18 protein-coding genes are annotated in these 16,908 nt (G+C 65.2%); 15 read left to right on the top strand and 3 right to left on the bottom strand.

Translation table 11 applies throughout. The annotated features are described in order from the left end of the window. Positions 1-109: 109 nt before the first annotated feature. Positions 110-910 carry an SDR family NAD(P)-dependent oxidoreductase gene (locus AB5K84_RS41765; RefSeq protein WP_011083902.1) on the bottom strand — a complete coding sequence of 267 codons (801 nt, stop codon included), beginning with the start codon at positions 908-910 and terminating at the stop codon, positions 110-112. A 122-nt stretch (positions 911-1,032) separates the two neighbouring features. Next, positions 1,033-2,091, bottom strand: a complete 1,059-nt coding sequence (locus AB5K84_RS41760; RefSeq protein WP_011083903.1) for a polysaccharide deacetylase family protein — start codon at positions 2,089-2,091, stop codon at positions 1,033-1,035. A 165-nt stretch (positions 2,092-2,256) separates the two neighbouring features. Here AB5K84_RS41760 and AB5K84_RS41755 point away from each other — a divergent pair, with 165 nt between their 5' ends. From AB5K84_RS41755 to AB5K84_RS41685, 15 genes are all read left to right on the top strand, one after another. Next, the gene (locus AB5K84_RS41755) at positions 2,257-3,651 is read left to right on the top strand and encodes an OmpA family protein (protein WP_011083904.1); all 1,395 of its coding nucleotides are present in this window, start codon (positions 2,257-2,259) and stop codon (positions 3,649-3,651) included. A gap of 2 nt (positions 3,652-3,653) precedes the next feature. After that, positions 3,654-3,950, top strand: a complete 297-nt coding sequence (locus AB5K84_RS41750; protein ID WP_028172731.1) for a hypothetical protein — start codon at positions 3,654-3,656, stop codon at positions 3,948-3,950. Between the two features lie 202 nt (positions 3,951-4,152). After that, entirely contained in the window at positions 4,153-4,743 is a 591-nt protein-coding gene (locus tag AB5K84_RS41745; protein ID WP_028172732.1) for a TetR/AcrR family transcriptional regulator, read from the top strand. Further along, on the top strand, positions 4,740-5,672 hold the full coding sequence (locus tag AB5K84_RS41740; protein WP_011083907.1) for a haloalkane dehalogenase: 933 nt from the start codon (positions 4,740-4,742) through the stop codon (positions 5,670-5,672). The genes AB5K84_RS41745 and AB5K84_RS41740 overlap by 4 nt, the downstream gene beginning before the upstream one ends. A gap of 10 nt (positions 5,673-5,682) precedes the next feature. Beyond that, the gene (locus AB5K84_RS41735; RefSeq protein WP_028172734.1) at positions 5,683-5,910 is read left to right on the top strand and encodes a SelT/SelW/SelH family protein; all 228 of its coding nucleotides are present in this window, start codon (positions 5,683-5,685) and stop codon (positions 5,908-5,910) included. Between the two features lie 17 nt (positions 5,911-5,927). Next, positions 5,928-6,359, top strand: coding sequence for a GNAT family N-acetyltransferase (locus AB5K84_RS41730; protein WP_011083908.1), 432 nt, complete (start codon positions 5,928-5,930; stop codon positions 6,357-6,359). A gap of 422 nt (positions 6,360-6,781) precedes the next feature. Further along, entirely contained in the window at positions 6,782-7,837 is a 1,056-nt protein-coding gene (locus tag AB5K84_RS41725; protein WP_011083909.1) for a lysylphosphatidylglycerol synthase domain-containing protein, read from the top strand. Between the two features lie 59 nt (positions 7,838-7,896). Then, positions 7,897-9,195: an ATP-binding protein gene (locus AB5K84_RS41720; protein ID WP_011083910.1), complete on the top strand. Its 1,299-nt coding sequence runs from the start codon at positions 7,897-7,899 to the stop codon at positions 9,193-9,195. A 144-nt stretch (positions 9,196-9,339) separates the two neighbouring features. Further along, positions 9,340-10,353, top strand: coding sequence for a phosphate ABC transporter substrate-binding protein PstS (pstS, locus tag AB5K84_RS41715; RefSeq protein ID WP_038965256.1), 1,014 nt, complete (start codon positions 9,340-9,342; stop codon positions 10,351-10,353). 129 nt (positions 10,354-10,482) lie between these two features. Further along, on the top strand, positions 10,483-11,472 hold the full coding sequence (gene pstC / locus AB5K84_RS41710) for a phosphate ABC transporter permease subunit PstC (protein ID WP_028172738.1): 990 nt from the start codon (positions 10,483-10,485) through the stop codon (positions 11,470-11,472). A gap of 4 nt (positions 11,473-11,476) precedes the next feature. Next, a complete protein-coding gene (pstA, locus tag AB5K84_RS41705) occupies positions 11,477-12,322 on the top strand; it encodes a phosphate ABC transporter permease PstA (RefSeq protein WP_011083913.1) in 846 nt (281 codons plus the stop codon). Further along, a complete protein-coding gene (pstB, locus tag AB5K84_RS41700; RefSeq protein WP_011083914.1) occupies positions 12,319-13,140 on the top strand; it encodes a phosphate ABC transporter ATP-binding protein PstB in 822 nt (273 codons plus the stop codon). The genes pstA and pstB overlap by 4 nt, the downstream gene beginning before the upstream one ends. An 11-nt stretch (positions 13,141-13,151) precedes the next feature. Next, positions 13,152-13,868 (top strand): phosphate signaling complex protein PhoU, encoded by a 717-nt coding sequence (gene phoU, locus AB5K84_RS41695; protein WP_011083915.1) that lies wholly within the window; start codon positions 13,152-13,154, stop codon positions 13,866-13,868. A gap of 22 nt (positions 13,869-13,890) precedes the next feature. Then, positions 13,891-14,598, top strand: a complete 708-nt coding sequence (gene phoB, locus AB5K84_RS41690; RefSeq protein WP_008143479.1) for a phosphate regulon transcriptional regulator PhoB — start codon at positions 13,891-13,893, stop codon at positions 14,596-14,598. A gap of 232 nt (positions 14,599-14,830) precedes the next feature. Further along, on the top strand, positions 14,831-16,177 hold the full coding sequence (locus AB5K84_RS41685) for an IS5-like element ISBj5_B family transposase (RefSeq protein ID WP_011084757.1): 1,347 nt from the start codon (positions 14,831-14,833) through the stop codon (positions 16,175-16,177). Positions 16,178-16,385: 208 nt separating this feature from the next. On the opposite strand, the gene AB5K84_RS41680 is transcribed toward AB5K84_RS41685, so the two are convergent. Continuing rightward, positions 16,386-16,895, bottom strand: a complete 510-nt coding sequence (locus AB5K84_RS41680; protein ID WP_011083916.1) for a GcrA family cell cycle regulator — start codon at positions 16,893-16,895, stop codon at positions 16,386-16,388. Between the last annotated feature and the right edge of the window lie 13 nt (positions 16,896-16,908).

Genomic DNA, 16,908 nt, shown 5'->3' with positions numbered 1-16,908 from the left:
AAGGATACCGAGAAGCCGCGGCGTACTGGATGCCCCGGTCAAGCCGGGGCATGACAGCGGAGTGTGAGGCGCCGCCGCCTGCCCTCCCTAATCCCCTGACGCGCGACGCCTACCCCGCGATCTCCAGCCCGGCATTGGCGTAGACCACGCCGCCGTCGACGGCGATGGTGTTGCCGACCACGTAATCGCCCGCACGCGAGGCGAGATAGATCGCGACCCCTGCCATGTCCTCGTCGGTTCCGATGCGCCGCGCCGGAATGCGCTTGGCGACATCGTCCGCATGGTCGCGCGCGGCCCGGTTCATGTCGGACTTGAACGCGCCCGGCGCGATCGCGGTGACGTTGATGTTGTCCTTGATGAGTTTCGTCGCCATGCGCCGGGTCAGATGGATCACGGCGGCCTTGCTGGCGGCGTAGGAATAGGTCTCGCTCGGATTGACGAAGATGCCGTCGACCGAGGCGATGTTGATGACCTTGGCCGGACGTTCCGCGCTTGCCGCCGCGCGCAGCGGCTTCGCCAGCGCCTTGGTCAGGAAGAACAGCGACTTGACGTTCAGGTCCATCACCTTGTCCCAGCCGCTTTCCGGGAATTCGTCGAACTCAGCGCCCCAGGCGGCGCCGGCATTGTTGACGAGGATGTCGAGCTTCGGCTCCAGCTTGATGATTTCGCCGGCGAGCTTGTCGCAGCCTTCGACGGTCGAGATGTCGATCGGCAGCGCGATGCACTCGCCGTCATAGAGAGCCGAGAGCTCTTTCGCCGTCGCCTCGCACGGGCCGGCCTTGCGCGCGGTGATGTAGACCTTCGCCGCGCCTTGCGCGAGGAAGCCCGCCGCGATCATCTTGCCGATGCCGCGCGAGCCGCCGGTCACGAGTGCGATGCGGCCTTTGAGCGAGAACAGATCGTTGAACATGGTACCTCCCTTTGGTGGCGCTCGTTTTGGGCGGGGAGGGGGAGGGAGTCAATCTTGTCGTCGTCCTGGCCTTCGCCAGGACGACGGCAGAGATTGCGGTGACAGCGGTGGACGACAGAAACTTAAGCCGCCGCAATCCGGCGAAAGCCGTTCCACATCGCGGTCGCGGCGCCCGAGGTCAGCACCGGCAGGATCCGCGTGTCCTGGTAGTTGCCGTTGAGCGAGATGCGCGGCAGCGCGGTCATGTGGCCGGCGTTCTCGGCGAACAGCATGCCGGGCCGCGTCGTCACCGCGGTCTTGAAGCCGGCCGATGCGGCCAGCGCAAATTCGCGCATCCCGGCCGCCTCGCGGTCGCCATAGGGATAGGCGAAGTGCAGCACGGGACGCGCCAGCACCCGCTCGATCCGCGTGCGGCTCACCGCCATCTCCTGCGCGGCGATCTCCTCGCTCTGCCTGGCGAGATTGCAATGGCTGATGGAGTGCGCGCCGATCGTGACCAGCGGGTCTGCGGCCAGCTGCTTCACCCCGTCCCAGGACAGGCAGAGGGTGTGGCACAGCGCTTCCATGTCGACGCCGTGCCTGGCGCAGAGCGCTGCGATCTCGCGCGCGAGATCGTGCTCGCCCGGCAGCGCGCGCAGCCAGTCATGCAGGCGGTCGAACGCCGCCTGTTTCGCGGCAGGCGTCGTCGCGTCGAGCCGCAGCGCGGAATTGCCGATCTGCACCTCGATCTGCTCGGCCCTGGCGATCACGGCTTCCAGCGCGGTCCACCACAGCCGCCCCGTGCCCTCGGCGAAATCGCTGGCGACGTAGACCGCCAAAGGCGCGTCAAATTCGCGCAGCACCGGCAGCGCATAGTCCAGATTATCGCGATAGCCGTCGTCGAGGGTGAAGGCGGCGAAGCGGCGGGTGAACCTGCCCTGCACCAGCCGCTCATGCAGCTCGTCCATGCTGACGATGTCGATGTCGCGCGAGCGCAGATGGCTCAGCGTCGCGCGCAGGAAATCCGGAGTGACTTCGAGATGTCGGTTCGGCTGGAACGTGGCCTCGCGAGCCGGCCGCACGTGGTGAAGCATGAAAATGGCGCCGACGCCCGACAAAAGCGGGCGCAACAGGTGGTGCGCCCCGCTGAAATAGAGTGCTCCCAGCCCGGCGCGGATGACGTTGTTACGAAGTTGTTTCATGACCCGCTGGCGGACTCTGGCATTCCGTCCTCAACTTACGGAAGAACCCTTGAAGAAAAAGTTATTCCAATTGTCCACGCAAAGGCCTTGCGAGGGCCGCCATTTCCGGTTTGACAGCCTGCCAAGGGTTTGTTTTGTCTCCGGTTCCAGAGTTCGGGTCGTCGAATGCAGAAGCTTTTCAGGTGGGCCAGCAAATGGTGGCCAGGGCTGATCCCCCTGGCCGTCATGTGGGGATTTGCGGCCTGGAATAACACCTTACCGGTCGAGGCGGACCTGTCCGCCCGCAGCTCGGCGGCGCTCAAGGAGACCGTTCTGGACAAGACCCGGATCGCGGTGGACGGCCGCGATGTCAGCCTGGCCGCGGACGCCTTTTCCGAGGAAGGGCGCCGGGACGCGGTAATGGCGGTGGAGATTGTCCCGGGCGTGCGCCTGGTCGACGACCGGACCCGTCTCGTTGCCGAGGCAAAACCCTTCGTCTGGAACGCCGAGCGTGACGTGGTGCGGGTGACGCTGTCGGGCTCCGCGCCCTTGCCGTCGATCAAGGCCCGCCTGACGGAGGCGGCACGCAAGGAGGTCGGCGGCGTCGAGGTCGCCGATCAGATGGGGCTGGCACGTGGCGCGCCGCCGCGCTTCGAGGCCGCCGCGATGCTGCTGCTCGACCAGATCGGCAAGCTCAAGGACGGCAAGATCACGATCTCCGACACCAAGATCAACCTGTCGGGCATGGCGCGCGATCTCGGCGGACGCGAGGCGATCGCGGCTGCGCTGAAGAACTTGCCGGAAGGGTTCTTGATCGCCGCCAACGACATCAAGGCGCCGCCCTATATCTTCCAGGCCTACAAGGATCCGGTTGCCGCGACCGTGACGCTGACCGGCTATGTTCCCGACAACAACGTCCACGCGGCGATCGCAACCAGCGCGTCGCGAAAATTCTTCAACGAGAAGGTCGTCGACAATCTCAAGGCCAGCCTCGGCGCCCCCGGCGCCTTCAACCCCGCCGTGGTCGCAGCGCTCGGGGCGCTGTCGCGGCTGTCGACCGGCACGCTCGTGGTGTCCGATCGCGAGGTGAAGCTGTCGGGCGATGCGCTCTATGAAGGCGCCGGCAACGACATCCGCGCGGGCCTTGGCAAGGACTTCCCGAAAAACTGGCAGTACAAGCCGGAAATCACGGTGAAGCCCGCGGCAGGCCCGGTCGACGGCACCGTCTGCCAGCAATTGTTCTCCGAGCTCCTGAATAAGGGCAAGATCCGCTTCGCCACCAAGCGCGCCGACATTGATCCGGACTCGGCGGGAATCCTCGACCATCTGATCGAGACGGCGCTGCGCTGTCCCACCACCAATATCGACGTCGCCGGGCACACTGATGCCGACGGTGAGGACGCGTTCAACCAGGCACTCTCGGAGAAGCGCGCGCAGGCGGTGATCGACTATCTGGTCAAGGCCGGCCTGCCCGCCAGCCGCTTCACCGCGATCGGCTACGGCAGCACGCAGCCCGTCGCCGGCAACGACACCGACGACGGCAAGGCGCAGAACCGCCGCATCGAATTTCTGGTGAGGTGACGATGCCCTATCTCGTTTCGTTCCATCTGGGCTGGCTGATCGGATCGCTGGTGCTGGGCTTTTGCATGGGCTGGATCTCGGTGGTCCAGCGCGGCAACGGCACCTCGAAGGTCACCGCGCGCTGGCTCGCCGCGCTCGCCGTAGCGCTGGTCGCGGCCTCGCTCGCGCATGTGGTCCCCGGCCGCTTCGGCTACTGGCTCGACCTCGGCCTCATCATGTTCGCCTGCTACCTGGTCGGCTGCACCATCGGCGCCTGGTTGCGCGACCGGGTGGTCTCGCGGAGCCAGCCGGCGGCTTGAGTCCTTGGTTCGCGTGAGGCCATCGCTCTCTCGTTCCCTTCCCCGTAAGGGGGGAGGGAACGTACCGCCATCGGCGCGGTAGGCGAGGCTCATCCCATCAGTTCCAGATCCAACATTGCGATAACAGCCTGATCGGAGTGTGAAATCGCCGAGCGATGAAACTACGCTTGACACTAATACGTACGTACGTATTATTCTGCTCATGCCAAAGCCCTCGCTCAAAGACGCCATCCTCGACGCCGGCCTCAAGGTCATGTTCCGAACCGGCTATCACGGCACCAGCGTGCGCGACGTCACCGCTGCGGCGGGCGCGCCGCAGGGGTCCTTCACCAACCATTTCCGCTCCAAGGAAGCGTTCGCTTCGGAGGTGCTCGACCGCTACTTCGACGTCACCAGGGGGCTGGTCGCAGAAGCGCTTGAGGACACGACGCTGACGCCGCGCGCGCGCCTCAAGCGCTATCTCGACATCATCACCGGCCGGCTCGAGGCCGACGGTTATGGCCGTGGGTGTCTGATCGGCGATCTCAGCCTGGAGGCGACCGGCAGCAGCGAAATGCTGCGTACGCGCCTGACCGAGATTTTTGCCGAATGGCGCGTGCCGTTCGCGGCCTGCATCGCCGAGGCTCAGGCGCGCGGCGAGATCGCATCCGATTTCGAGCCCGGGGAGCTTGCCGACTTCCTGCTCGCGTCCTGGCAGGGCGCGATCCTGCGCATGAAGGTCGATCGCAATCCGAAAGCGCTCGAACGTTTCAAGACCATCGCATTTCAGACCGTGTTCAAGGAGCTGACATGAGCAAGCCAATCGAGATCGAGATTCGCAGAGCGCCCGTGCTGGGAAGCAGCATGGCTTACCGCGAGACGGGTGCGCAGGATGCGCCGGTCGTGCTGTTCCTGCACGGCAACCCGACCTCGTCGCACATCTGGCGCAACATCCTGCCGTTGGTGTCACCGGTCGCGCATTGCATTGCGCCCGATCTCATCGGCTTCGGCCAATCCGGTAAGCCTGACATCGCCTACCGCTTCTTCGACCATGTCCGCTATCTCGATGCGTTCATCGAACAGCGCGGCGTCACATCGGCCTATCTCGTCGCGCAGGACTGGGGCACGGCGCTCGCATTTCATCTCGCCGCGCGCCGGCCGGATTTCGTACGCGGATTAGCCTTCATGGAATTCATCCGCCCGATGCCGACCTGGCAGGATTTCCACCATACCGAGGTCGCGGAGGAGCAAGATCATGCCGAGGCGGCGAGGGCGGTCTTTCGCAAGTTCAGGACGCCGGGCGAGGGTGAGGCCATGATCCTCGAGGCGAATGCGTTCGTCGAGCGCGTTCTGCCCGGCGGAATCGTCCGCAAGCTCGGCGACGAAGAAATGGCGCCCTATCGCACGCCGTTCCCGACGCCCGAGAGTCGCCGCCCCGTTCTTGCGTTTCCCCGCGAGCTGCCGATCGCAGGTGAGCCTGCCGATGTCTATGAGGCGCTCCAATCCGCCCATGCGGCGCTGGCCGCATCTTCCTATCCGAAACTGCTGTTCACGGGCGAACCGGGCGCGCTCGTCTCGCCGGAATTTGCCGAGCGGTTTGCGGCCTCGCTGACGCGTTGCGCGTTGATCCGGCTCGGCGCGGGATTGCACTATCTGCAGGAGGACCACGCTGACGCAATCGGCCGATCGGTGGCCGGCTGGATCGCCGGCATCGAAGCGGTGCGTCCGCAGCTCGCCGCGTGAGGAGGATGAGATGTCGGATGTGACGATCGTCTATTGCCGTCCCTGCGGCTACGAGAAGCGTGCGAAGGAAGCCGCCGCAGCGCTGCGCCGGCAACTGGCGCTGGAGGCGGATCTCGTGGCTGGCAAGGGCGGCGTCTTTCAGGTCAAGCTCGGCGACAGGATTGTCGCCAGCCGCAGCAAGGGCCATTTTCCCGGCACCGACGAAATCGTCGCAGCCGTCACCGCGGCGCGGCATTGATCCGGGGAGGCACGCAGATGCCGGTCGTCTGGAACGAAGATCCGGCGGCAATCGACTGGAACGAGCTTTCCGCGCTCTACCGCACCGCACCGCTCGGCAACAAGACACCAGCCGATCTCGCGCTCGTGTTCGGCAACAGCATGTTCTGTGCCTTCGCTTACGACCAAGGCCGGCTGGTTGGTGCCGGCCGAGCGCTGGCGGACGGCCGCGACTGCGCCTACCTCTGTGATGTCGCGGTGCGCCCGGACTGTCAGGGGCAAGGCCTCGGCCGCGAGATCATCGAGCGGCTGCTGGCGCGATGCCGCGGACATCGCAAAATCATCCTCTATGCGGTGCCTGGCAAAGAGGGCTTTTATGAGCGTCTCGGCTTCCGCCGGATGACGACGGCCATGGCGATTTTCGACGACCAGGCCAGTGCCCATCAGCGCGGCTATCTGACCGCCCCTTAAGCTGCTGTTGCGCCGCACCTGTTTGGTGCATCGGAAAATCCGTCCAGAACGACCCCGTCGCCCCTCTTTCAACAGCCGGGCGCGGCCCATAGATTGACGTCGGCTTAAAACGTGACGGAACATTGCGCGGCCGAAATCATCAAAACTTCATGGCGTCTGCGCAGGATTGCCATGGAGATTCGCGTCAGCCTTGCCGCCGAAAGCGCCAAACCGTGCATCCAGAGCCCGCAACCCTGCCTAAAATATTGAAGGCACGTGATTTTGTTCGAATTGGCGAATTCCACTCCGCCCCAAAACGCGCTAGTGGAGGGTTAGGGGGCATGCGCGATGCCGGAGCCGGCGGCGAGGGTTCGTTGAGTGCCTGTGCGTCGTTTGCCTGTTCGCCGGCCGTCCTGGCCGCTGAAGCGTTGTTCGAGGTCTAGATGCTGGAAGCCATACGCAGGGCGATGACGTTTCTGCGCCAGAAGCAAGTCCTGCATAAGCTTGGAGTTGTGATCAGCGTCGCGGTCATCGGCATCGCTTGCTATGTGCTCTACCACATGCTGCGCGGCATCGACTTCAACGAGGTGATCGAGGCGATCAAGAGCACCGAGCCGAGCCAGATTGCGATGGCGGCGCTGTTCGTGGCCGCGGGCTATTTCACCCTGACCTTCTACGACCTGTTCGCCGTGCGTGCGATCGGCCACGCCCATGTGCCTTACCGCATCAATGCGCTCGCCGCCTTCACCAGCTATTCGATCGGCCACAATGTCGGCGCCAGCGTCTTCACCGGCGGCGCGGTGCGCTACCGCATCTATTCGGCCTATGGGCTGAACGCGATCGATGTCGCAAAGATCTGCTTCCTCGCCGGCCTGACCTTCTGGCTCGGCAATGCCGCCGTGCTGGGCCTCGGCATCTCCTACCATCCGGAGGCGGCGGCCTCGATCGACCAGCTTCCGCCCTGGCTGAACCGGACGCTGGCGCTGATGATCATCGTGGGACTGGTCGGCTATGTGGTCTGGGTCTGGACCCAGCCGCGGGTGGTCGGCCGCGGGCCCTGGACCGTGGTGCTGCCGGGCGGACCGCTGACACTGCTCCAGATCGCGATCGGCATCATCGATCTCGGATTCTGCGCGCTCGCGATGTACGTGCTGGTCCCGGACGAGCCCAATCTCGGATTCGTCGTGGTTGCCGTGATCTTCGTCTCGGCCACCCTGCTCGGCTTTGCCAGCCACTCGCCCGGCGGCCTCGGCGTGTTCGACGCCGCCATGCTGGTCGGCCTCTGGCAGATGGACCGGGAGGAACTCCTGGGCGGCATGCTCCTGTTCCGCGTCCTCTATTATCTGTCCCCCTTCGTCATATCTGTAATCTTGCTGACGTTTCGCGAAGTTATAATCGGCGCCCGATCGAAGCGTTTGCAGCAGGCGGCGCTCAAGCTCGACCCCGGCCCGGCGCGTGAAGCCGCCTATGTGAGAGAGCGCAGCGACGGCACCGCCTGACGGCGCCAAGCCTTTAGGACGAAGCCGTTAGGACAAGCCCCTAGGAGAAGCCCGCCCCGATGGCGATTGACGCCCCATCTTCTCCCACCGCGCAGCCCTGGTCCGACCGGCTGCGGCACTCGACGATCATCCTGATCGCCGCGGCGCTGGCGCTGTCGGTCGTGGTCTCGCTCGGCGAATTGTCGGTGTTGCACGCCGTTGCCGTGTTCCTCTGCATCGCCGCTGCGGCGCTGATCCCCTGGCGGCTGCACGACACCGCCGCCTCGCGCGACGATGTCAGGCGCATCAACCCGGTCGAGAGCGCCGCAGTGGCCGCGGTCGTCGCCGGCATGCCGGATCCGGCGGTGCTGCTCGACCGCGCCGGCCGCGTCATCCATCTCAATGCGGCTGCCGCCCAGCTTGCCCCGGCGCTGCGCAGGAACGAGCTCGCCCAGTTCGCGCTGCGCTCGCCGGAGATCATCACCGCGCTGCGCGAGTCGATCGCGACCACCGAGCCGCGGCGCGCGACCTATCTCGACCATGTCCCGGTCGATCGCTGGATGGAGCTGATCATCACGCCGGTGCCGGTGCCGACCACCTTCGGCGGCGCCGACAAATGCATGCTGATGACCTTCCACGACCAGACGCCGCTGCGCCGGGTCGAGGAGATGCGCGCCGACTTCGTCGCCAATGCCAGCCACGAGCTGCGCACGCCGCTCGCCGCGCTGTCGGGCTTCATCGACACGCTCCAGGGCCAGGCCAAGGACGACCCCAAGGCGCGCGAGCGCTTCCTCGGCATCATGCACAACCAGGCCACCCGCATGGCGCGCCTGATCGACGATCTGCTTTCGCTGTCGCGGGTCGAGCTGTCGGCCCATGTGCGCCCCGACACCCTGGTCGACCTGCTGCCGATCATCCGCCAGGTCGCCGACGGGCTCGAGCCGCTGGCGCGCGAGCGCCAGGTCGAGGTCGAGATCCATCTGCCGGAGCCGCCGGTGATGATCGCGGGCGACCGCGAGGAGCTGCTCCGCCTGTTCGAGAACCTGATCGAGAACGCGCTCAAATACGGCGCCTCGGGAGGACGCGTCATCGTGTCACTAACCTCAGGCGCCGCCACTGATGGAACTCAGGAAATCCGGGTCATGGTCCGGGATTTCGGCCCCGGCATCGCGCCCGAGCACCTGCCGCGGCTGACCGAGCGGTTCTACCGGGTCGATGTCGGCGACAGCCGCTTGCAGGGCGGGACCGGGCTCGGATTATCGCTGGTGAAACATATTCTTAACCGGCATCGCGGCCGGCTTTTGATCGAAAGCGTGCCCAAACAGGGCGCCACTTTCACCGCCTGTTTTCCCCAGATCAGGCCCCCGGTGACAGTCTGAAATTCAAGCGATTTCAATCGCTTGGGGCTGTCATCCGACTGTCACGAAACCTTCGTAAAAGCACAGCCGACCGCTCCTAAAGGGGCGGCACGGGGAGCGCGATCGGGCGCGGATGGCGCTTCGCTCCCCTGTATGGAGACCAGCATGAATTTCCTCAAAACGATCGTCGCTGCCGGCTTGGTCGCCGCATCGACGACGGCGGCCTTTGCTGCCGATATCACCGGCGCCGGCGCGACGTTCCCGTTCCCGATCTATTCCAAGTGGGCCGACGCCTACAAGAAAGAGACCGGCAACGGTCTGAACTACCAGTCGATCGGCTCCGGCGGCGGCATCAAGCAGATCCAGGCCAAGACCGTGACCTTCGGCGCCAGCGACGCGCCGCTCAAGGCCGAGCAGCTCGAGAAGGACGGCCTCGTCCAGTGGCCGATGGTGATGGGTGCCATCGTTCCGGTCGTCAACATCGAGGGCGTGAAGCCGGGCGAGATGGTGTTCGACGGCGAGACGCTCGCCAGCATCTATCTCGGCAAGATCACCAAGTGGGACGATGCCGCGATCAAGAAGCTCAATCCGAACCTGAAGCTGCCCTCGGACGCGATCACCGTGGTTCGCCGCTCGGACGGTTCGGGCACCACCTTCAACTTCACCAACTACCTCTCCAAGGCCAGCGCGGACTGGAAGAGCAAGGTCGGCGAGGGCACGGCCGTCGAGTGGCCGGTCGGCGTCGGCGCCAAGGGCAACGAGGGCGTGTCCGGCAACATCGGCCAGACCAAGAACTCGATCGGTTACGTCGAGTACGCCTATGCCAAGCAGAACAAGCTGACCTACACCGGTCTCGTCAACAAGGCCGGCAAGCCGGTGCAGCCGACCGTCGAGGCCTTCCAGGCGGCCGCCTCGAACGCCGACTGGGCCAAGGCGCCCGGCTACTACGTCATCCTGACCGACCAGCCCGGCGAGAAGTCCTGGCCGATCACGGCGGCGACCTTCATCCTCATGCACAAGGATGCCACCGACAAGGCAGCCTCGCAGGAAGCCATCAAGTTCTTCCGCTGGGCCTTCAAGAACGGCGGCAAGGCGGCCGAAGAGCTCGACTACATCCCGATGCCCGAGGGCGTCGTGACCCTGATCGAGAAGACCTGGGCTGCCGAGATCAAGAGCTAAGCGCTGCTGTCCCGGACTGGGTGCCTGGATCTCAAAAGACCTCCGCTCCGGATCGGCCTCGTGCCGCATCCGGAGCGCAAGACCAACAACAAGCGTATATAACGGGTACAGGGGATCGGCGTGGCAGAGATGGCCGTTCAGAGCGATGTAATCGACGACGCCGGACCGTACGATCGCGCCAAGGCCTTGAGCGCGTTCAAGCTCGGCGACGTCACCTTCTACTGGATCACGCGGCTCTCCGCGATCTCGGTGCTGCTGATCCTCGGCGGCATCATCGTTTCGCTGATCGTCGGCGCTTTCCCGGCGATCAAGGAATACGGCTTCTCCTTCCTGTGGACGCAGCGCTGGGCGCCGTCGGCGGATCCGCCCGTGCTCGGCGCGCTCGGGCCGATGTACGGCACGCTCGTCACCTCCTTCATCGCGATGCTGATTGCCATTCCCGTTGGCCTCGGCATTGCGATCTTCCTCACCGAGCTCTGTCCGCAATGGCTGCGCCGCCCGATCGGCATGGCGATCGAGCTGCTCGCCGGCATTCCCTCGATCATCTACGGCATGTGGGGCTTCTTCGTGCTGGGCCCGTTCCTGGCCAACACCTTCCAGCCCTTCATGATCAAGATCTTCGACGGCGTTCCCGTGCTGGGCGCGATCTTCGCGGGTCCCCCGTCCTATCTCAGCCTGTTCAACGCCGCGCTGATCCTCGCCATCATGGTGCTGCCCTTCATCACCTCGATCTCGGTCGACGTATTCAAGACGGTGCCGCCGGTGCTGAAGGAGGCCGCCTACGGCGTCGGCTGCACCACCTGGGAAGTCGTGCGCAGCGTGGTGATCCCCTACACCCGCGTCGGCGTCATCGGCGGCGTCATGCTGGCGCTGGGCCGCGCGCTCGGCGAGACCATGGCGGTGACGTTCATCATCGGCAACTCGTTCCGCATCTCCTCCTCGATCTTCGCGCCGGGCACCACGATCTCGGCGGCGATCGCATCCGAGTTCGCCGAGAGCGACGGCCTGCACCAGTCCGGCCTGATCCTGCTTGGCCTTCTGCTGTTCGTGCTGACGTTCTTCGTGCTCGCAGCGGCACGGCTGATGCTGATGCGGCTGGAAAAGAAGGCGGGGAACTAACGCCATGAACCCGATCTATTCACGCCGCCGCCGCAAGGACATCGTCGTTCGCGGACTCTGCATCGCCGCCGCCGCCTTCGGCGTCACCTGGCTTGCGCTGATCCTGATCACGCTGCTTTACAACGGCATCGCCGGTCTGAACCTCGAGATTTTCGTGGCAGATACGCCGCCGCCGGGCTCGACCGAAGGCGGCCTGCGCAACGCCATCGTCGGTTCGATCATCATGACCGTGCTCGGCGTCGGCATCGGCGCGCCGCTCGGCCTGTTCGCCGGCACCTATCTCGCCGAGTACGGCCGCAACGACCGCCTGACCTCGGTGATCCGCTTCATCAACGACATCCTGCTCTCGGCGCCCTCGATCATCATCGGCCTGTTCATCTACGGCGCGGTGGTGGTGCCGATGCGCGGCTTCTCGGCGATCGCAGGCAGCCTCGCGCTCGCCGTCATCGTCATCCCGGTAGTGCTGCGCACGACCGAGGACATGCTGCTGCTGGTGCCGAACGCGCTGCGCGAGGCGGCGTCCGCGCTCGGCCTGCCGCGCTCGCTGGTGATCAAGCGGATCGCCTATCGTGCCGCCCGCTCCGGCCTCATCACCGGCGTGCTGCTCGCCACCGCCCGCGTCGCCGGCGAGACCGCGCCGCTGCTCTTCACCGCGCTGTCGAACCAGTTCTTCAGCCTTGGCCTGAACAAGACGATGGCGAACCTGCCGGTCACCATCAACAACTTCGTCCAGAGCCCCTACGCCTATTGGAAGCAGCTCGCCTGGAGCGGCGCGCTGCTGATCACGATTACCGTGCTTGCCCTGAATATTGGCGCGCGCATCCTTGGCGCCGAGAGGACCGCAAAATGAGTGAGCTTTCCGTATCGATGAGCGCGGCCGGTGGGCTGCCCCAGGCGCCGCTGCTGCCGGAAGCGCCGGCCAAGGTGACGGTGCGCAACCTCAACTTCTATTACGGCGAGCACCACGCGCTGAAGAACATCAACCTGACGCTCGGCACCAACCGCGTCACCGCGTTCATCGGCCCGTCCGGCTGCGGCAAGTCAACCCTGCTGCGCATCTTCAACCGGATGTACGACCTCTATCCGGGGCAGCGCGCCACCGGCCAGCTCATGCTCGACCAGACCAACATCCTCGACGGCAAGCTCGACCTCAACCTGCTGCGCGCCCGCGTCGGCATGGTGTTCCAGAAGCCGACGCCGTTCCCGATGACGATCTACGAGAACATCGCCTTCGGCATCCGCCTCTACGAGAAGATCTCGAAGTCCGAGATGGACGACCGCGTCGAGAAGGCGCTGCGCGGCGGCGCGCTGTGGAACGAGGTCAAGGACAAGCTCAACGCCTCCGGCCTGTCGCTCTCCGGCGGCCAGCAGCAGCGCCTCTGCATCGCCCGCACCGTCGCGGTGCGGCCCGAGGTGATCCTGTTCGACGAGCCCTGCTCGGCGCTCGACCCGATCTCGACCGCCAAGGTCGAGGAGCTGATCCAGGAATTGTCCGAGAACTACACGATCGCGATCGTCACCCACAACATGCAGCAGGCGGCGCGCGTCTCCGACAAGACCGCGTTCATGTATCTCGGCGAGCTGATCGAGTTCGACGACACCAGCAAGATCTTCACGTCGCCGAGCGACCGGCGCACGCAGGATTACATCACCGGCCGGTTCGGCTGAGGAGACGGGACATGGGTTCTGAACATACCGCAAAGGCCTTCGACACCGACCTCCAGGAGCTCACCCGGCTCGTCGCCGAGATGGGCGGGATCGCCGAGCGCATGATCGTCGATTCCGTCGACGCGCTGATCCGCCGCGACGTCGCGCTCGGCCAGCGCGTCGTCGCCACCGACACCGAGCTCGACGCGCTGCAGAAGCGCATCGAGGAGCGCGCCGTGCTCACCATCGCCCGCCGCCAGCCGATGGCGGTCGATCTGCGCGAGATCGTCGGCGCCATGCGAGTTGCGACCGATCTCGAGCGCATCGGCGACCTCGCCAAGAACATGGGCAAGCGCGTCGCGGCGCTGGAGACGGATTTCCATCCGCTCAAGCTGTTCCGCGGCCTCGAGCACATGACCGACCTCGTGCAGCAGCAGGTCAAGTCGGTGCTGGACGCCTATGCCGCGCATGATCTGCCGGCGGCGATGGCGGTGTGGAAGGGCGACGAGGAAGTCGACGCCATCTGCACCTCGCTGTTCCGCGAGCTCCTCACCTACATGATGGAGGATCCGCGCAACATCTCGTTCTGCATCCATCTGATGTTCTGCGCCAAGAACATCGAGCGGATCGGCGACCACGCCACCAACATCGCCGAGACCGTGTTCTACATGATCGAGGGCCAGGCGATCACCGACAAGCGGCCGAAGGGCGACATGACGACCTTCGCCACGACGGTCCCGAATACCTGAAGACTTAAGGAGCGACGACACCATGGGCGCACGCATTATGGTGGTTGAGGACGAGGAAGCTCTCACCGAGCTTCTCCGCTACAACCTCGAAGGCGACGGCTATGATGTGGAGACGGTGATGCGCGGCGACGACGCCGACACCCGCCTCAAGGAACACATCCCCGATCTGATCGTACTCGACTGGATGCTGCCGGGACTGTCAGGCATCGAGCTGTGCCGCCGGCTGCGGACCCGGCCCGAGACCAAGCAGCTCCCGATCATCATGCTCACCGCGCGCGGCGAGGAGAGCGAGCGGGTGCGGGGTCTTGCGACCGGCGCCGACGACTACATCGTCAAGCCGTTCTCGGTGCCGGAGCTCCTGGCGCGCGTGAAGGGCCTGCTGCGGCGCGCAAGCCCGGAGCGGCTCGCAACGGTGCTGGCCTATGGCGACATCGAGCTCGATCGCGACAAGCGCCGCGTCGCGCGCTCGGGCCGGCCGATCGACCTCGGCCCGACCGAATATCGCCTCTTGGAGTTCTTCCTGGAGCATCCCGGCCGCGTGTTCTCGCGCGAGCAGCTGCTCGACAGCGTCTGGGGCCGCGACATCTACATCGACGAGCGCACCGTCGACGTCCACATCGGCCGCCTGCGCAAGCTGCTCAATCTCGGCCGCGAGCAGGATCCCATCCGCACCGTCCGCGGCGCCGGCTACGCGCTGGATGATCGCTTTGCGAAGGCGGAGCAGACGTAGGGTTTGCAGGCGTTGGTTTAGCGGGCTACAGCCACACTCTCAGTGTCGTCTCGGACAAGCGTAGTCGTCCGTGAAGAAGGACTAAGCCACTGATCGGGAATCTCGATTTGGGCTAAGGGGCATTTCCAGATTGCAAGGTTTTGATGCTTTGGGCGTCAGAACCTTGCGATTTGGTTTTCGTGGATTCCCTCGAAGCGGGAAGCATGATTCCTTGTCTGCATCGGAGGGAACGATGCGGCCGAAGAAGCACAAGACGACGGGATCGAACGATCTGTTCCGGGCTCGGCTCGACCAGATCATCAATATGAAGCACGAGCTGGTTCTGCTCGCCGGCAAGGTCGATTGGGACTGGATCGACGGCGAGATCGCGCCGCTCTACAGCGAGAACGGCAGGCCCGGGATCGAGACGCGCTTCATGATCGGTCTGCTGTTGCTCAAGCACATTTACGGGCTGTCCGATGAGGAGGTGTGCGAGCGCTGGGTCCATGACCCATACTTCCAGTTCTTCACCGGGGAAGAGTTCTTTCAGCACACGTTCCCGCACGAGCGCTCGGACCTGAGCCATTGGCGCAAGCGGCTTGGCGACAAGCTGGAGTTGCTGCTGGCCGAGAGCTTGCGGGTAGCGCACGAGGCCGGTGCATTACGCAGCCAGGACCTCAAGCGGGTTACGGTCGACACCACGGTGCAGCCGAAGGCCATCACCTTTCCGACCGATGCCAAGCTGCTGCATGCGGCCATCAAGGGGCTCAACCGCCTGGCGATCAGGCACGGCGTCAGGCTGCGGCAATCCTATGCTCGCATCGCCAAGGCCGCCGCGATGATGGCCGGCCGCTACGCCCATGCCAAACAGTTCAGGCGGCATCAGCGGCAGTTGCGTATCCTGCGTAGCCGGCTGGGCCGGATCATCCGCGACATCCGCCGCAAGATCGAAGGCCAGCCAGCACTGGAGCAGGCGTTCGCCCTCCCGCTCGGCCGGGCCACGCAGATCCGCTCGCAGCAGCAGCGCCAGCGCGGCTGGAAGCTCTATTCCTTCCATGCCCCGGAAGTGGAGTGCATCGGCAAGGGCAAGGCCAGCGCGCCTTACGAGTTCGGCGTGAAGGCCTCCATCGTCACCAACAACCGCCGGGCTCCCGGTGGCCTGTTCGTGCTGCACGCCAGCGCACTGCCCGACAACCCCTACGACGGTCACACCTTGCGGGACGTCATTGACCGCACCGAGACACTCACCGGCTGTCCGATCGAGCGGGCCTATGTCGACAAGGGATACCGCGGCCACGACGCACAAAATCCCCGTCGCGTCTTCATCTCCGGCCAGAAGCGCGGCGTTTTCGGTGTCATCAAGCGCGAGCTGCGCCGCCGCTCCGCCATCGAGCCCATCATCGGACACCTGAAGGCGGAAGGCCACCTCGGGCGCTGCTACCTCAAAGGCCGCGCCGGCGATGCCGCCAACGTCGTCCTCTCAGCCGTCGGACACAACTTCCGCCGCATCCTCGCCTGGCTGAGATATCTCTTGTGCCTGTTCCTGGCCCAGCTATGGCGCACGCTCGCCCGGCCAGCCTCGATCAATCCGGCTTCTTAACGGACGACAAGCGTAAGCGCAGATCCGGGACCCATAATCACAGGGCGTGGTTGTCGCGCGAAGAAGGTAACTCCGAGTCCCCGTAGCCACATCTTGCGGTGGTTATGGGTCCCGGATCTGCGCGCGCTTCAGGCGCGCTTGTCCGGGACGACATCGAGTTTGTTGGGCCGTCAACGCGTGACGGCCGTCACTCGATTTCAGAACAAACTCACCGCGAGGGCTTCGCCGGTGCGCGCCGGCGATCCGCGGCGGGCTGATATGCCACGCGCGAGTGCTGCGCGCAGTAGGGCAGGCCCGACAGCGCCCTGCCGCCGCAGAAGAAGAAATCCGGGCTCGAGGGATCGCCGACCGGCCAGTGGCAGGTCGCCTCGTTCAGCTCCAGCAGCGACAGCCGCTGGCTCATCGGCACCACGTTGTCGTAGGTGACCGGTTCGGCCTCCACCTCGACCTCGAAGGCCTGCGCCAGCGCGGTGTTGCCGCGCGCAATGGGGCGGCTCACCCGCATCATGTGCTGCGCGGGGCGCGCCTTGCGCGGCCGCGGAGCCGCCGATGAGGGGCTCTTGGCGCGGCCGGATAGGCCGAGCCTGTGTACCTTGCCGATCACGGCATTGCGGGTCACGTTCCCGAGCTCGGCTGCGATCTGGCTGGCCGATAATCCGGCCTCCCAGAGCTTTTTCAACTGCTCGACGCGATCGTCGGACCAGGTCAAAACCGTCATTGCACCCTTTCCC

The organism is Bradyrhizobium sp. 1200_D9_N1_1, from assembly GCF_052075915.1.
Classification (GTDB): Bacteria; Pseudomonadota; Alphaproteobacteria; order Rhizobiales; family Xanthobacteraceae; genus Bradyrhizobium; species Bradyrhizobium diazoefficiens.
Note: the sequence above shows the minus strand (reverse complement) of the source record. Positions and strands in the feature narration are given on the sequence as shown.

What these genes read in the sequence shown, in the direction of transcription:
- AB5K84_RS41760 (WP_011083903.1), bottom strand. Translation starts at nt 2,091, where the DNA reads ATGAAACAACTTCGTAACAACGTCATCCGCGCCGGGCTGGGAGCACTC.
- phoB (WP_008143479.1), top strand. Translation starts at nt 13,891, where the DNA reads ATGGGCGCACGCATTATGGTGGTTGAGGACGAGGAAGCTCTCACCGAG.
- AB5K84_RS41725 (WP_011083909.1), top strand. Translation starts at nt 6,782, where the DNA reads ATGCTGGAAGCCATACGCAGGGCGATGACGTTTCTGCGCCAGAAGCAA.
- phoU (WP_011083915.1), top strand. Translation starts at nt 13,152, where the DNA reads ATGGGTTCTGAACATACCGCAAAGGCCTTCGACACCGACCTCCAGGAG.
- AB5K84_RS41740 (WP_011083907.1), top strand. Translation starts at nt 4,740, where the DNA reads ATGAGCAAGCCAATCGAGATCGAGATTCGCAGAGCGCCCGTGCTGGGA.
- AB5K84_RS41680 (WP_011083916.1), bottom strand. Translation starts at nt 16,895, where the DNA reads ATGACGGTTTTGACCTGGTCCGACGATCGCGTCGAGCAGTTGAAAAAG.
- AB5K84_RS41720 (WP_011083910.1), top strand. Translation starts at nt 7,897, where the DNA reads ATGGCGATTGACGCCCCATCTTCTCCCACCGCGCAGCCCTGGTCCGAC.
- AB5K84_RS41750 (WP_028172731.1), top strand. Translation starts at nt 3,654, where the DNA reads ATGCCCTATCTCGTTTCGTTCCATCTGGGCTGGCTGATCGGATCGCTG.
- pstA (WP_011083913.1), top strand. Translation starts at nt 11,477, where the DNA reads ATGAACCCGATCTATTCACGCCGCCGCCGCAAGGACATCGTCGTTCGC.
- AB5K84_RS41730 (WP_011083908.1), top strand. Translation starts at nt 5,928, where the DNA reads ATGCCGGTCGTCTGGAACGAAGATCCGGCGGCAATCGACTGGAACGAG.
- AB5K84_RS41755 (WP_011083904.1), top strand. Translation starts at nt 2,257, where the DNA reads ATGCAGAAGCTTTTCAGGTGGGCCAGCAAATGGTGGCCAGGGCTGATC.
- AB5K84_RS41685 (WP_011084757.1), top strand. Translation starts at nt 14,831, where the DNA reads ATGCGGCCGAAGAAGCACAAGACGACGGGATCGAACGATCTGTTCCGG.
- AB5K84_RS41735 (WP_028172734.1), top strand. Translation starts at nt 5,683, where the DNA reads ATGTCGGATGTGACGATCGTCTATTGCCGTCCCTGCGGCTACGAGAAG.
- pstC (WP_028172738.1), top strand. Translation starts at nt 10,483, where the DNA reads ATGGCCGTTCAGAGCGATGTAATCGACGACGCCGGACCGTACGATCGC.
- pstS (WP_038965256.1), top strand. Translation starts at nt 9,340, where the DNA reads ATGAATTTCCTCAAAACGATCGTCGCTGCCGGCTTGGTCGCCGCATCG.
- pstB (WP_011083914.1), top strand. Translation starts at nt 12,319, where the DNA reads ATGAGTGAGCTTTCCGTATCGATGAGCGCGGCCGGTGGGCTGCCCCAG.
- AB5K84_RS41745 (WP_028172732.1), top strand. Translation starts at nt 4,153, where the DNA reads ATGCCAAAGCCCTCGCTCAAAGACGCCATCCTCGACGCCGGCCTCAAG.
- AB5K84_RS41765 (WP_011083902.1), bottom strand. Translation starts at nt 910, where the DNA reads ATGTTCAACGATCTGTTCTCGCTCAAAGGCCGCATCGCACTCGTGACC.